11 protein-coding genes are annotated in these 15,543 nt (G+C 64.5%); 1 reads left to right on the top strand and 10 read right to left on the bottom strand.

Annotation, left to right across the window (positions count from 1 at the left end):
- Window positions 1-133: 133 nt before the first annotated feature.
- The 10 genes from OU999_18140 to OU999_18095 all read right to left on the bottom strand — a co-directional run bounded on the left by OU999_18140 (window position 134) and on the right by OU999_18095 (window position 14,888).
- Entirely contained in the window at window positions 134-1,246 is a 1,113-nt protein-coding gene (locus OU999_18140; GenBank protein ID WAC23621.1) for an NAD(P)-dependent alcohol dehydrogenase, read from the bottom strand.
- 3 nt (window positions 1,247-1,249) lie between these two features.
- Window positions 1,250-2,176: an AraC family transcriptional regulator gene (locus tag OU999_18135; GenBank protein WAC23620.1), complete on the bottom strand. Its 927-nt coding sequence runs from the start codon at window positions 2,174-2,176 to the stop codon at window positions 1,250-1,252.
- A complete protein-coding gene (locus OU999_18130; protein ID WAC23619.1) occupies window positions 2,173-3,390 on the bottom strand; it encodes a cytochrome P450 in 1,218 nt (405 codons plus the stop codon). The genes OU999_18135 and OU999_18130 overlap by 4 nt, the downstream gene beginning before the upstream one ends.
- Before the next feature lie 2 nt (window positions 3,391-3,392).
- On the bottom strand, window positions 3,393-5,618 hold the full coding sequence (locus OU999_18125) for a TonB-dependent receptor (GenBank protein WAC23618.1): 2,226 nt from the start codon (window positions 5,616-5,618) through the stop codon (window positions 3,393-3,395).
- Window positions 5,619-5,746: 128 nt separating this feature from the next.
- Window positions 5,747-8,053 carry a molybdopterin-dependent oxidoreductase gene (locus OU999_18120; GenBank protein ID WAC23617.1) on the bottom strand — a complete coding sequence of 769 codons (2,307 nt, stop codon included), beginning with the start codon at window positions 8,051-8,053 and terminating at the stop codon, window positions 5,747-5,749.
- A gap of 5 nt (window positions 8,054-8,058) precedes the next feature.
- A complete protein-coding gene (locus OU999_18115; GenBank protein ID WAC23616.1) occupies window positions 8,059-8,550 on the bottom strand; it encodes a helix-turn-helix domain-containing protein in 492 nt (163 codons plus the stop codon).
- Between the two features lie 86 nt (window positions 8,551-8,636).
- Window positions 8,637-9,749, bottom strand: coding sequence for an NAD(P)-dependent alcohol dehydrogenase (locus OU999_18110; GenBank protein WAC23615.1), 1,113 nt, complete (start codon window positions 9,747-9,749; stop codon window positions 8,637-8,639).
- A gap of 26 nt (window positions 9,750-9,775) precedes the next feature.
- Entirely contained in the window at window positions 9,776-12,403 is a 2,628-nt protein-coding gene (locus OU999_18105; protein WAC23614.1) for a TonB-dependent receptor, read from the bottom strand.
- 98 nt (window positions 12,404-12,501) lie between these two features.
- The gene (locus OU999_18100; protein ID WAC23613.1) at window positions 12,502-13,422 is read right to left on the bottom strand and encodes a helix-turn-helix domain-containing protein; all 921 of its coding nucleotides are present in this window, start codon (window positions 13,420-13,422) and stop codon (window positions 12,502-12,504) included.
- Between the two features lie 59 nt (window positions 13,423-13,481).
- Window positions 13,482-14,888: an aldehyde dehydrogenase family protein gene (locus tag OU999_18095; GenBank protein WAC25475.1), complete on the bottom strand. Its 1,407-nt coding sequence runs from the start codon at window positions 14,886-14,888 to the stop codon at window positions 13,482-13,484.
- Window positions 14,889-15,033: 145 nt separating this feature from the next.
- On the opposite strand from OU999_18095, the gene OU999_18090 reads away from it, so the two are divergent.
- A complete protein-coding gene (locus tag OU999_18090) occupies window positions 15,034-15,522 on the top strand; it encodes a MarR family winged helix-turn-helix transcriptional regulator (protein WAC23612.1) in 489 nt (162 codons plus the stop codon).
- Window positions 15,523-15,543: the final 21 nt, after the last annotated feature.

The raw sequence follows: 15,543 nt of genomic DNA, 5'->3' as shown, positions 1-15,543 counted from the left end.
AGCGACTGCGCGTCCCCATCGGTGAAGCGGCATCTATGCACTCGCCTGATTCGAGTCAAACCTTTTTTTGCAGATTCTTTTCAACGTCCGGCTCGGCCTTGCGATCCCTCGCTCTGGTCACCGCACAATCCTGTCACGGCACCAGCACCACCTTGATGCACTCCCCGCGCGCCTGGGCAGCGATTGCATCGTTGATCTGCGCCAACGGAAAGGTGGTGATCAGCCGGTCGAACGGAAAGCGCCCTGCAGCATGATGGGCAATCAGTTCGGGAATGAACTGCTGCGGATCGCTGTCCCCCTCGATGATGCCGATGATACGGTGCCCCGGCGTCATGAGCGCGGCGATGTTGACGCTGATCGCCGCATCGGCCTTCGACGGCACGCCGACCAATCCAATCGCGCCATGGCTGCCCAACGATGCGAGACCAGCCTCTATGACCGAAACGACTCCGCTCGAATCGAAGGCGAAATCGAGCCCTGCCGGCACGATGGCCCGCAGCGCCGCTGCCAGATCGGGTGCGTCCGCCGGATCGATGACATGGCTCGCCCCCAGTTCGAGCGCAATTTTGCGCCGCGCCGCAATGGGTTCGACCAGAATGATCGTCGCGCATCCCTGGATCACCGCACCCATGACCGCAGCCAGGCCCACCGGGCCCCCACCGAAGATCGCGATACTCGAACCCTTGGGGCATCCCAGCGATCGCATCACCCCGCCCGCCCCGGTCTGGAAGCCGCAGCCCAGAGGACCGAGCAGTTCCAGCGGAACCCTAGATGCATCTACCTTCACGACATTGCGCGCCCGCGTGATGGCGAGCGTCGAGAAGGACGATTGGCCGAAAAAGTGCGAGGTCAGCCGCTGGCCATCCTGCGAATAGGCGCTGCTGCCATCCTCCAGCCGCATGCCCGCATAATTGAGCGGCACGAAGCTCTGGCAATAGCTGGGCAGATGTTCGGCGCAGCGCGGGCATGCGCCGCAGCTCGAAAAGCCGATCACCACCTCATCGCCTATGGCAAGCCCCTCGACGCCCTCGCCCACCGCGTCGATGACGCCCGCGCCCTCATGCCCCAGCACGCCGGGCAATGCGAACGGAGCGATCTGGTCGCGGAAGATCAGGTCGGTATGACACAGCCCGACGCCCTTGACCGCGATGCGCACCTCGCCTGCCCGGGGTTCTTCCACCATGATCGGCTCGACAGTGAAATCCCCGCCCGGTTCGTGCGCCAGTGCGGCAAGCGCTTCGATCATCACCTACTCCTTGTTCAGGTCCAGCAGCTTCAATTCCTGCTGGCGATATTCGCTGGGCGCCATGCCGAACCAGTTGCGAAAAGCACGGCTGAAATGGCTCTGGCTGGCAAAGCCGGTCGCCTCGGACAAGGCGGCGAGGCTGAGATCGGTCTGCACCAGCATCTGCTGCGCGCGGTCGAGCCTGGCCTTCATCACATATTGGTGGGGCGAGATGCCGGTCGCCTTTTTGAACAGGCGGCAGAAATGCGATGGCGTCACGCCGGCCACTGCGGCCATCGCCTCCAGGCTGTGCTCATCCTCGGGATGCGCGAGCACCGCGTTCATGATCTTGTGCAGGCGATAGGCGGAAAAATCGGACACCGGAATGTCGGTGGCATGGGACTGGACCGGCGGGCCGGACAGGATATGCGCCTTGAGCGCGCCGACCATCGCCGCGACATAGGCGGTGCGCTCCTCTGCCTGGGGTGCATAGAGCTCTGCCAGAATCTGCCGGGTAAGCGCCACGCCCAACGGATCGGCAAAGGCAAAGCGCATCTTGTTGAACTGTTCGGCATGCGGCTGGCCGGCAAGCACCTCGGACGACACCGACAGCGTCACCACATCAAGCTCGCCATCGACCAGCCAGCCGGTCGGCATGCCCGCAGGCACGATGGTGGCGCAGCCGGGGATCGAGCTGGTCTCGGTCCAGCCGCCCCGATCCCAGGTCTTGACCTGCGGCTTGCCCGCGACATGCACGGTAAAGATCGGCTGGGGCAGCGCGGGCAGCGTGTAACTGCCCACGAACTGGCGCCAGCGGCACAGCGACCAGCCTTCACCGATCGACCCCATTTCGACATCGGGCGCCCGGCCCAGCACATCGCAGATGATGTCCTTGTTCTGCCACCGATCATTGGCCGGCTGGAGACTGGGCTGTGCCTGGCGCATCGTCATGTAACCAGCCTGACCTCCAGCTGCTTGAAGCCGTTGATGAAATTGGATCGCACCCGGCGTGGGGGCGCGGCAATCTCTATCCGCCGAACATGGCGAGCCAGGCACGAAAAGGCCAGACGCAACTGCATCTCCGCGAGCCGCGATCCGACGCAGACATGCGTGCCGCTGCCAAAGGCGAGATGCTGGCGGATCGGCCTTGCTATGTCGAACCGGTCGGGATCGGCGAATATCCGTTCGTCGCGATTGCCGCTGGGGTACCACATCACTACCTTGTCGCCCTTGCGGATCGCCTGCCCGCCAAGTTCGGTATCGCGCATGGCGGTGCGGCGCATATGGATGACCGGGCTGGCAAAGCGCACCATCTCCTTGACCGCCTGGGGGATCAGCGCCGGGTCGGCGCGGAGCCTCTCCCACTGATCGGGATGGTCGGCAAAGGCGATCAGGCTGTGATTGATCGAATTGCGCGTGGTCTCGTTGCCGCCGACCAACGCCAGCACCAGATTGCCGATGAAATCGGGCAATGTCACGGCCTGCCCGTGGATCTCGCTGTTTGCCAGCAGAGAGGCCAGGTCCGGCCCAGGCTCGGCGCGGCGACGTTCGAACAGTTCGGTGGCAAAGCCGATGAATTCGCCCAGCACAGCCTGCATAGCCTCGGCCGATTGGCGCAGTTCCGGATCGTCCTCACCGACAAACGCGTCGGTCCAGCGGTGCAGGTCATGCCAGCGATCGGCAGGCACACCCAGCAGCTCGGCCAGCGTTAGCAGCGGCAGCGGCACCGAAAAGAGCGGCAGGATATCGGCAGGCGTGTCGAGCGGCACGTCGGCAAACAGGCGCTCGACCCGCTCTTCGATCCGCTTTTCGATTCCGTCCAGCCGTGCCGGCGACAGAGCGGGCATCACGAACTTGCGATATTGCGTGTGGACCGGCGGATCGCGCGAGATGAAGGGAATGCCGATCGGCGATTCCCCGGTTCCGGCCAGACCGATCTCGTTCTCGTTGAAGATTCGGTGCCCGCCATTGTCATAGGCGGAAGAGAACAGGTCAGCCTGGCGCGACACCTCGATGATCGCGTCAAAGCCCAGCACTGCCCAGAAGCCGGGGCCATCACCTTCCGGATTCCAGTGGACCGGCCCGGCTGCGCGCAATTGCGCCAGTGCAGCATAGGGCATGCCCTGCACATACAGGTCCGGGTCCTTGAGGTCGATCATGGCCATGGTCAGAAGCCGAACCGGACGCTGACCCCGAAGGTGCGCGGCGCATTGGGGACGAGGAAATTGTACGGGAAGCCCGCACCCCTCAGGTCGAGGCCATAGCCATAGGTCTTGCGGTTGAGCAGATTGTTGGCGAACAGCCGCACGGTGATGCGGTCATCCGACCAGCTCAATGTGCCGTTGACCTTGGCATTGGCGCCCTGTTGCAGTTCGGAATTGAGCTGCAGCGTCCCCGGCGCATTGTCGGTGTTGAACGGCGAGAAGAACTGGCGGCTGGAATAGACGACATTGGGCGCGAAGGTGATGGTGCCGCCCGCAACCTCGGCCATGTCCCATTCCAGGCCGAGCTGGCCGGTCAGCTCTGGCGCGAACGGCAGGTCGTTGCCCGACAAGTTCGCCCCCTGCAGCGTCAGCGTCTTGTAGCGTGACTTGAGCCAGCCCAGCGCCGCGTTGATCCGCACGCCATCGGTCGGCTGGATGGTCGTTTCCAGCTCCACGCCATAGACTTCGGATGCGGGCGCGTTGACCAGGAAGGACACCGGCCCGGCGCGCGTATCCTGCAGCTGCTGGTTCGAATAATCATAGTAAAAGGCGGACGCGGCATAGGTGAACACCCGGTCATCGGTGCGCCCCTTGATGCCCAGCTCATAGGCGTTGACCCGCTCGGGCTCGATATAGCCGATGCCCGCAGACGAGGTATAGCCGCCGCCATTGACCGCGCCTGCGCGATAGCCGCGATTGTAGCTGGCATAGACGAGCGGGCCATTGTCGAATGTATAGCTGAGCGCGATCCGCCCGGTCAGCGCCTTGTTGGTATCGGCCAGGGCAAAGCGCGCCGCCGGATTGAACGGGCAAGTCCCGGCCACGCCTGCGCAGGGCACGGTCGTCGCCAGCGGCGTTTGAGGCGCACCCACTGCCCCCACGAACAGAAAGGCAAAGGCATCGTCATAGCGCGAGCGGTCGCGCGTGTAGCGTGCCCCAAGGGTCAGCACCAAGCGCTCGGCCAGCGTGACATCGGCCTGGCCGAAAATCGCATAGGATTTGCGGACCTGGCGATAGTGCTGGAAGAAACCGCCTGCAGGTGGAAGCGGCAGGTTGAACGTGTTGTCGGTGATGTTGCGGTCCCAGCCGTAGAACAGCCCACCGACGAAATCGACGCCATTGCCGCTATAGTTGGTCCGCAGTTCCTGGCTGAACTGGCGGTAGCGCGAGCGCCAGTTGATATCGAGCAGGTCGAGCGGCGAGCCGTCCGCCGCCTGTTGCAGGTTCTGCTTGCCACCGTCATAGCTGGTGATCGAGGCAAGGCTCCACTGGTCCGATAGCTCGAGCGCGATATTGGCGGAAAAGCCCCAAGCGTCGGTATTGTTGTTGCCGATGCGGTTCTCGCTGGTCTGGAAAAAGCCAAGCCCGGTGCGGAAGGCGCCAAGGCCGTGCACCGCCGCCTGGGTGCCGCGATCGCGCCCGCCATAGGCGCGCAGCACGATGTCGAGCGTTTCGCTGGGCTTTACCCGCAGCGACAGACGGCCCTGCAGCGTATCGACCGATGCTGCGTCGCGCCCGCCGGGCAGCACATTCTCTATCTGCCCATCGCCCTTGGCATAGTTGACCGCCAGACGCAGCCCAGCGACATCCTCGGCCAGGGTTGCTTCTGCCGCACCCTGAGCGGTGAAGGTGTCGAAATTGGCATAGCCCAACTGGACATAGCCATTGGTGCCCGAAAGATCGGGCTTGCGGGTGATGAAGTTGATCGCGCCGCCGGTGGTGTTGCGGCCGAAAAGGGTGCCCTGCGGCCCGCGCAGCACCTCGATCCGGTCGAGGTCGAACAGGCCCATGCCGTGGCTGGTGCGCGGGGCGAGATAGACATCATCCAGGTACACCCCGACGGGCGATGCCTGATTGCTGTTATATTCATTGGCGACGCCGATGCCGCGCAGCGAGAAATTGGGCTGCGTGCTGCCATAGGGGCTGTTGATCTGCAGATTGGGCACCGCCTCGCCCAGCTGCGCCGAATTGCTGATGCCGCGCTGCGCCAGCGCATCGCCGCCGAGCGCGGTCACCGCCACGGGCACTTCCAGCAGCGATTGTTCGCGCCTTTGCGCGGTAACGATGATCTCGCCGGTATTGGCGGCGGCGTCATCGCTGGCCGGGGCTTCCTGCGCCCAGGCGATCGTCGATGTCGAGATGGTCAGCGCGAGCACCATCGGCCGCGCCCAGTTGAGGCTCTTCATCATCCTGCTCCCTATCAAGCCGACCCTTTTTCGGGCCTTTGTGCAGGGATGATGTCTATCTGCGACCACCGCGCCTGGCTTTAGCCCAGCGTGGCGCGGAATTTGACATTTCTTGCGCTGAAGGATGGCCCTCAGGCCACCCGTTCCAACCGGGCGGGGACATATTTGTGATAGGGCGTGCCGACAAAGCGGTCCTTGTTCTCCAGCCCCGTCAGTTCGTTCACCGATACGCCCATCCCCACCGCATGGCCCTGTGCATTGGGATAAAGCATGCCCAGGCCATTGGGCAGCGCCAGTGTGCCGGGTTTCTGCCGGTCGTCGATCCGCACATCGACCGTCGCTTCGCCATTGCGCGTGACGACGCGGATCATGCCGCCGTCCGCCACGCCTATCCGCCGGGCATCGTCGGGATGCACCGCAAGCGAGGTGGCATCGTTGCTGTCCATCCAGGCGGGATTGCGGATGGCGCAATTGGCGGTGTTCATCCGCCGCTCGCCTGCAGCCAGGATGAAGGGGAAATCGGGATCGGCCGCGACTGCATCCTGCATCGCGGCAAGCCCCTCCACCTCGTCCAGCATCTCGCCGACATGCAGGCGGATCTTGCGATCGGCAAAGTCGATGCGGTCAAAGCTCTCGGCAAAGTCATCGACAGCGAACACCGTACCCGACCGCCCATGCAGGATCGCCTCGAACAGCGCGTTGCCCAGCGCCAGCCCCTCGCCCGCATGGCCAGCACGCTTCACGGCTTCGGCATGACCGGCGACAAAGCGCTGCACCATGCCCCAATAGATCGCCGCTGCTGCCGCGCCTTCGGGCAGATGCGGCCCCAGAGTGCGATAGAGGATATGCGGGGCATACCGCATATGGCCGGGATTATGCGCCATATGGCCAAAGAATGCGGGGCCATAGGCATCCAACCCCTTGGCCGCTGCGGCCTTGAGCGGCTCCAGACTGGCAGGATCGATCACGCCGAGTGCCTCGACCAGCCGGCTGTGAATCTCCGGCTCGGAGAGCACATTGCCGATCGGCGGGATCACCGGCGCGCGCAGATGGTGGACATTGGCCGGATGCTCGAAGTTGAAGAAGGTCGCCTCCCACTTCTCGTACTGGCTGGGCGCGGGCAGCACATAATGCGCCTCGCGCGCAGTTTCGGTCATCGCGATGTCGATCACCACCACTAGGTCCAGCGCCCGCAGGGCTTCGCGCCAGCTCTGGCTGTCCGCCATGCTGTGTGCCGGATTGCCGCTTTCGATGAACATCGCGCGATAGCGGTCGGGGTGATCGGTCAGGATCGCGGCGGGCACGTCGTTGCAGGGCACAAGCCCGCTGACGATGCGCGAGTTCGTGACCGGCGATGTGCGCCAGCCAGTCTCGCGCTCGTCCTCGCCCACCACGCCCTGATCGGACTTGCCAAAAAACGGTCCGGGCAGGTTGGAGGTGATGGCCATCGTCCCGGGACGCCCGAAATGGCCGCATATCGCCATCAGCAACAGGTTGAGATAGCTTCCGAGCGTCGAGTTGGGGGCCATTTGCAGCCCGATATCCTCGTAAAGCGCCGCCGCCTCGACCTTGGCGACCGCCTCTGCCGCCGCGATGACATCGGCAGGATCCAGCCCGGCAAATTCGCTATAGGCAGCGACATCGATCGTCCGGAACCGCTGGATCACCGCCTCCAGCCCGGTGGCATGCTCTGCCAGCCAGTCGTGCGGCAGCATGTCATTCTGCACGATATGCGCGATCATCGCAGACAGCGCCCAGGCATCGCGGCCAGGCCGGACAGCGAGGTGGATATCCGCCAGCTCCGCCGTCTCGGTGCGCTTGGGGTCGATGACGATCAGCGTGCGGTCCGGGTCCCTGGAAATCTGCCGCATCAGAATGCGCGCGCGCTGAAAGCCGTTCGACTGCCACGGATTCTTGCCGACGATCATCAGCGTCTGCGCATGGTCCAGATCGCCATGCACGCCGCCGCCGAACATGCGGTTCATCATCCAGCCAAAGCCGGTCTTTTCCTGGGCCAGCGCATTGGTGCGGTATCTGATGCCGAGCGCGGCGATGACCGAGGAGAAATAGGCACCGCCCAGATGATTGCCCTGCCCGCCGCCGCCATAGCGGAAGATCTTGTCGCCGCCGTGCGTGTCGCGGATCGCCGCCATCTTCTGCGCGACCTCGCGGATCGCGGTGTCCCAGTCGATTTCCTCGAAACTGCCGTCCGGGCGGCGGCGGAGCGGCGATGTCAGCCGGTCGCGACCGTTGACATAATAATCGAGCTTCAGCGCCTTGTTGCAGGTATAGCCGCGCGAGGCCGGATGATCCTTGTCGCCCTTGACGCGCAGGATATGGTGGTCGTCCTCGCCGCCGGTCTGCACCAGCACCCCGCAATTGGCATAGCATAATCCGCAGGCGGTGGGCTTCCAGGCATCCGTGGGGCTGCTGGCCATATCGGTCACTCCTGATTGGGGGGAATGGAGGCAAAACGGGTCTTGAGCGCGGGCGCGGCTCCTGGCCCCGGCACCATGCGGACATCGCGCCATTCGAACGACTGGCCCTGCGCATCGGATGGTCGCAGCGGGGCAATGGGTTCACCGGTTTCGCGATGGACCAGCGCAATCGGCTCCTGCCCCTCGCCGAACAGCCAGGCATTGCCCCATTGGCTGATCGCGGCCATGACCGGCACCAGCGCGCGGCCCTTGCGGGTCAGCCGATATTCGTGCCGGACGCCGCGCTGGCCGATATCATGCCGCTCGAGCAGGCCATCGCGCACCATCTGGTCCAGCCGGTCGGACAGCATGGTCTTGGCTATACCAGTATTGCGCTGAAAATCGCCGAAACGGGTCGCGCCGTTCAGCGCCTCGCGCACGATCAGCAATGTCCACATGTCGCCCAGCTGGTTGAGCGAAGCGGCGACGGGGCAAGGCTGATTGTGCGAACGACTCATTTTGCGAGGTTCGCGCACTTGGTAGTAAAACACAACCAAAATGCGCGAACCTCTTGCTGGCCCGCATCAGATCGACCCCCGTCCGATCAGGGCAGGATCAGCACCGGCTTGACCACGCGCCCGCTTTCGCCCGCCTCGATGGCGTCGGCAATCTGATCGAACGGAAAGCGCTCGATCAGGCGGTCGAACGGGAACTGGCCCGCGCGGTAGAGTTCGATCAGCTCGGGGATGAAGCGCTGCGGATCGGCGCTGCCTTCCACGATACCGCGAATGACGCGTCCGCCGCTCATGATGAACGTCGGATCCGCGCCCACCGGCGTGCCCGGGGCATAGGCCCCGACCAGCGCCATCTCGCCGCGCGGTGCCAGCGCCGTGATGGCCTCGTTCACCACGCCGATGATGCCGGTGGTGTCGAAGATATAGTCGAACCCTGCGGGGCATCCGGCAGCAGCGGCATGCCCCGGATAGCTGTCCGCATCCGCGCGCAGGCCATGGGTTGCACCAAGGTCCAGCGCCAGCTCGATACGGGCCGGATTGATGTCGAGCGCGACAATGGTCGCCGCCCCGGCGATCCGCGCTGCCATGATGGCCGACAGGCCGACAGCGCCTGCACCGATCACGGCAACGCTGGACCCCGGCCGCACCCGGCAGCTGTTGAGCACCGCGCCTGCCCCCGTCTGGATGCCGCAGCCCAAAGGCCCGAGCAGCTCGATCGGCAGGTCGCCGGGCACCTTGATGGCGTTGCGCCGGTTGACCAGTGCATGGCTGGCAAAGGACGACTGGCCGAAGATATGGCTGTGCACCGCCTTGCCGCCTGCATCGACCAGGCCGGTCGATCCATCCGCCCTGGCTCCGAAGAAATTGAGCGGAAACCAGTTGTGGCAATAGGCCGGGGCGTCCTCGTCGCACGAGGGGCAATGGCTGCACGACATGAAGCTCAAAACCACCGGATCGCCGGGGGCAAAGTCAGTCACATCCCGGCCGACCGCGCGGACGATCCCCGCTCCTTCATGCCCCAGCACCACCGGCAGCGGCACCGGCAGATGCTGGTCGCGCATCACCATATCGGTGTGGCACACGCCAACCCCGCGGATCTCGACCAGCAGCTCGTCGGGCCGTGGCTCTTCCAGCGTGACCGGCTCTATCCCCGGCACGCCGCCGGGCTGGCGCAGCACGGCGGCTCTGGCAGCATGGGCCATTGATCGCGTCTCCCCTGCCGCCCCGATCAGAACTTGAAGCCCAGCCGCGCAAACCATTCGCGCGGACGGTTGTAGCTGCCGAAGGCGGTGCCCGCCGAGAGGTTGAGGCCACCTGTCGTGACGAAACGCTCGTTGGAAAGGTTGGTGCCGCCCAGCGTCAGCGACCAGCTGTCGTCCGCCGTGACATACTGGATCGACGCATTGAACATGTCGGTCGCCGGGCGGAACAGCAGCTCGGTGCCTGCAATATCGTTGCGGAAGCTGCTGGCATGCGACCAGTCTGCCAGCGCGATGATCCCGCTGCCATCGGGCAGGCGGTGCTCGTAACGCGGGCTGAGGTTGAACTTCCATTCCGCCGATTTGGGCAGCGGCGCGCCGATCGCGATGCCGCGCTGGATGCCGGGAATGGCCGAGGAATTGACCAGCGCTGCTGCCGCAATCGCGGTATAGGCGGTGTCCAGATAGCCGAGCGCGCCGGTGATGGTGAAGCCGCGCAGCGGCTGCGCCACGATCTCCAGTTCCGCGCCCTTGATCCGCGCATCGCCTGCATTGTCGATGGTCGGCGAGGTGCCGATCTGGATGTTGAGCTGCACCCCGGTATACTCGGTGGTGAACACCGATGCATTGACCTGCAGGCGACGGTCGAGCAGCGTCGCCTTGACGCCAGCCTCGAATGTCTCGGCCTTTTCCGGACCGAAATCGGGCGCGACATTGCCTTGCGGATTGGTGAGGCGTGTCGTCCAGCCACCGGTCTTGTAGCCCCGCGACCAGCTACCGAAGATCAGCAGATCCTCGCTCGGGTGCAGCTGAACACCGACGCGCGGGGAGAAATTGTTGAACTTGGCGCGGTTGACGCCCGGCACATAGACGCGGGTCGGTTCGGCCGCCGACGGGAAGCTGAGCCCGGCAAAGCAGGGCACGCCCGGAGGGGCGAGCGGGAACTGGCCGAGCGGCGCGATCGTACCATCGGGCGCGGAGCATCCGAACAACCGGTAGTTGAAGCCGTTCAGCTCTTGCTGGCTGCCCTCGAACCGCTTGGTTTCATTGGTATAGCGGCCGCCGATGGTGAAGCTGATCAGGTCGATCGGGCGATAATCCACCTGGCCGAAAAACGCATAGTTGCTGGTGTCGAACCGGTTGGGGCCATCGACCTGCACCAGACCTTCGTTGAAGGTCACGAAATCGTGGAGGTTGCCCTTTTCCTCGAAATAATAGGCACCGCCGACAAAGGTCAGCTTGTCGTCGAGCGCAGAGCCCAGCAGCTGCAGCTCCTCGCTGAACTGCCACTGGTTCTGCTCGAAGGTGATCTCGACAATGCTGAGCGGCGAGCCGTCATAGTCGCCGCCGGCCTTCCAGTTGGTCTTGCGATAGCCGGTGATCGACTTGATCTGGATATCGGGCGTCAGGTCATATTCCAGCGTACCCGCCACGCCCCAGGCGGTAAGCTTGGAAAAGCTGGGACCAGTCGAATAGCTTTCGTCAATATTCGGGTTGAGGAACCGGCTGTCCCACGGGATGCGGTCGTTGGTCGGGTCCGCATCGACATTGACGCTGGCAAAGGATGTCAGGCGGCGGTTCGGAAGGAACTGCGTTCCGCGCGCACCGCACAAAGCCTGGGCGTTGCGCGCGGCGATCTGTGCCGGGGTCGAGTTGATGCAGAAATTGTAGAGGCCGCCGAACAGGAAACCGGTATTGGTCGGGCTGAATGCGGTGCCCGGCAGGTTGGCGGTGCCGGCAAAGGGCCCGGGCAGGTTTTCAAAAGTGCCCAGCAGCTTGCTCGCCTGGCCACTATTGTCGCTGTGCGAATAATCGCCGGAGAACGAGACGCGAAAACGGTCCGAAGGCTCCCAGATCGCGCGGCCGCGCATGCTGAAGCTGCCCTCCCCGCCTTCGCGCTCTGCGGTGCGGTAGCTGGAATGGTTGAAATTGAGGAAGCTGTCCGAGTTGGACGCAAAGCGCGCGCCCGCTCCGGTGAACGGCACCCGGCGCAGAAAGCCGTCACGGTTGGAGCTGGAAACGGTGAGCGAGGTGCGCAGATTGTCTGCCAGCGGCAGATCGACCGTGCCGCGGAAGCGCAGATAGTTGAAGCGCCCCGTGGTCACATCGCCGGTAATGCCGAAATCGCGCCCCGGCTCGCGCGTCACGATGGAAATCGCGCCGCCGATGGTGTTGCGCCCGAACAGGGTGCCCTGCGGCCCCTTGAGCACCTCGACCCGCGCGACATCGGGCAGATCGAGATTGGCGCCGACAGTGCGGGCCAGATAGATGCCGTCCAGATAGATGCCGACGCCGGGATCGATGTTGAAGGCAAAGTCATCCGATCCGATGCCGCGAATGGTCGCGGAAATGACTGCGGTCGATCCCGAGAACGGGGTACCGGCGTCAAGGTTGACGTTGGGCGCGAGACGCGAGAGCGCGGCGAGATTGCCCACGCCCTGCTCGGTGATCGCATCGGCGCTGAAGACAGAGATGGCGATCGGCACATCCTGCAGCGATTCCGCGCGACGCTGCGCGGTGACGACGATCTCTTGCAGCCCTTCTTCCTGTGCCGGCTGTTCAGCCTGGCCGGTGCTGGCATCCTGCGCCCAGGCCGGAGCGGCGACCAGCGCCAGAGCCATTGCCAGAACACTGCACGAAACGCGCGCAATCCGCATATCCATCCCCTGAAATAGTTGTTTTATGCATCGGGGGTAGCAGTGCGGGCACGGGGCCGCTGTAACGATCGCGCAAAATAACCGGACTCGGGCGCAAGTCAGTGGCGGGTGCGGAACTCGGTCGGCGACACGCCGAACGCCGCGTGAAAGCGTCGCGCGAAATAGGCGCAGTCGTTGAAGCCCAGCTCATAGGCGATGGCGGTAACGGGCACGCCAGGCCGGTTGACCAGCAGCTCGCGCGCCTTTTCCAGCCGCCGCCGGACGATATAATTGGACAAGGTGATGCCGCGCTTCGAGCACGCCAGCTGCATGGTGCGCAGCGGCATGCCGATCTGGTCGGCAATGGCCGACGGCGTCAGACCCGCATCGCCCAGGCGCGCCTCGACAATCCCCTTGATCCGCGCCAGCAATGGGTCGTCCCCGGCCACTGCCTGCGATGGTTCCGCCTGCAGCGCAGCGACGACCAGCGACAGGATGGTATCGCTGTACACGGCGCTGGTCGGCCCATCGAGATTGGCCGATGCCTCGTGCCACAGCGACAGGAGGAAATTGCGCAGGATGCGGGTGGAGGCGAACTGGCCCGAGACCGGCCGCGCCAGATGCGCCTCCACATCGGTCATCCGGCTGGCGAGCATCGCCTGGTCGAATTCCACGATCAGCATCTGGTGCCGTTCGGGTGCCTCGAAGGTATAAGCCTCTTGTGCCGCACACAGCACCATGTCGCCGGGTGCCAGATGCGCCTCGCGCCCGCGATGCGATACCGTGCATTGTCCCGCATGCAGCACGTGCAGCACCAGCGCATCGTCCGATCGCATGGCGCGCGACCGCGAAATGCGGGCGGCGGCGGATTGCGGCCAGGTCAGCGTCATGCCGTCCAGCGACCAGCGCTTCAGTTCGGCATGAAAGCGCTGCCCCACCGGATCGACGATCAGCCCGCGATAGGTTTCACCCAGTAGCGTGTTCCAGAATTCGATGCCGCTTTCGCTCTCCGCCTGGGCCGTGGAGAAAATCTCGATCATCCTGTCCCCCTCCTGCGGCCGTTGCCGCCATCCATCGCCTGTGTTTTCGGGCCGGTTGTTCAGGCCGCTATGTTGACGATATGGGCCTGAGTATATTCGTGCAGGCCCGCCTGGCCAAGCTCTGCACCCAGGCCCGATTGCTTGGCACCGCGGAACGGGATTTCAGGGTCGATCGCCAGATGCTGGTTGACCCAGACGGTGCCGGATTCGATCTGCATGGCAATCTCGGTCGCGCGCTGGCGATCCTTGCCCCAGACGGTTCCAGCGAGGCCATACGGCGAATCATTCACCTCATCGATCAGCGCATCGACATCGTCATAGGGCAGCACCGGCAGCACCGGTCCGAACTGTTCCTCGCGCACGATCCGGGCGTCGCGGTCGACATCGCGCACGATGGTCGGCGCGATGAAATAGCCGGGCCGGTCGAGCGCAGCGCCGCCCGCGATGACCGCACCGCGCGCGGCGGCATCGGCGAGAAATTCCTTCACCTTCTCATATTGCGCGCGGTTCTGCACCGGGCCGATCTCCGCCCCCTGGCGCGCGCCATCATCAACGACCATCGCCTCCGCCATCCGGGCCAGCTCGGTGCAGAACTGGTCGTAGATCGATGACGGCACATAAGCGCGCTTGATCGCGACGCAGATCTGCCCGGCGTTGAGCATCGCGCCATGGAACACCTTGGCCGCCGCATCGGCCACATCGACATCGTCGAGCACGATGGCGGCATCATTGCCGCCCAGCTCGAGCGTGACCCGCTTGATGCCGTCACCAGCGGACTGCATCACCTTGCGGCCCGTCGCAGTGGAGCCGGTGAACGCAACCTTGGCGACATCGGGATGGCTGGTCAGCTGACCGCCCAGATCATTCTCGTCGCAGATGATGTTGATGACGCCCGCCGGCAGCAGCTCGCGGCAGATCTCGCCGAACAGCAGCGAGGTCAGCGGCGTCGTGGGGGCGGGCTTGATCACCATGGTGTTGCCCGCAACCAGCGCCGGGCCAACCTTGTTCATCATCAGCACCACCGGGAAGTTCCACGGCGTGATCGCCGCGACGACACCCAGCGCCTTGCGATGTTCGATCACCGTGCCGCGTTCGTCATCGCGCAGGGTCACCGGTTCGATCTTCATCGCGGCAAAGGTGCGCAGCGTGCCGACGCTCGCCATCAGTTCGAACTGGGCCTGGGGCAACGGCTTGCCCTGCTCGCTGGTCAGCAGCCGGGCGAACTCGTCGGAACGCTGCTCCAGCGCATCGGCGAGCGCGTTGACCAGCGCGGCCCGCGCTTCGGCAGGGGTACGCGACCATGCAGGGAATGCCGCCTTGGCAGCGGCCACGGCCTTATCCAGCAGCGCCGAATCGGCGCGCGGACACTGGGCAAAGGCCTGGCCGGTGGCAGGATTGATGACATCGAATATGCCCGCACCGGGATGCGCCTTGCCGTCGATCAAAAGGCTGAAATTGCTCATAATCCTCTCCCTCAAAAGGTGCTGTCAGCGTTGATTTCGCCAGGCCGGGTCGCTTCGAGGCTGTTTCACCGGCTTGACAATCTGTACACCAAGCGGATAGTCCGCCTGGGATACAAAATCAAGCGCAGGAATTGGGGAGGGATTGACGATGGTGGCTCAGAAAACCGTGAGCGGCCGCAACATGCTTCCCCGCCTGGTCGGGTTCCAGCTGCATCTTGCCACCATGCGCACCGGCCAGGCCGCGCGCGCTGCGCTCGCCGAGATGGCCACCACGCCTGCCAAGGTCACCGCGATGCTCTACGTTCTCGACCATCCGGGCTGCGACCAGACGACGCTGGGCCGATTTCTGAACATCGGGCGGTCGGCGGTGATGAAGCTGCTGAACACGATGGAATCGCGCGGCCATGTCGAACGGCGCGAGGGCCGCGACCTGCGCAGCAACGGGCTGCACGTCACGCCCGCCGGCGAGGATTTCCTGGCCAGGGCGCTCGACGTTCTGGAACGCAGCGACCGCGAAGCCACTGCCGCCCTCACCAAGGCGGAGCAGGAACAGCTGCTCCACCTGCTGCACAAGCTTCAGGCCGCGCCTGCCGCTTCACCTGAAGCCTCCGACACCAGCCTGCTCACCTATCCCTGAAACCACAGGTCCGGCTTTGCC

The organism is Blastomonas sp. SL216 (assembly GCA_026625625.1).
Taxonomy (GTDB): Bacteria; Pseudomonadota; Alphaproteobacteria; order Sphingomonadales; family Sphingomonadaceae; genus Blastomonas.
The sequence above is the reverse complement of the archived record's forward strand: the minus strand, read 5'-3'. Positions and strand labels throughout refer to the sequence as shown.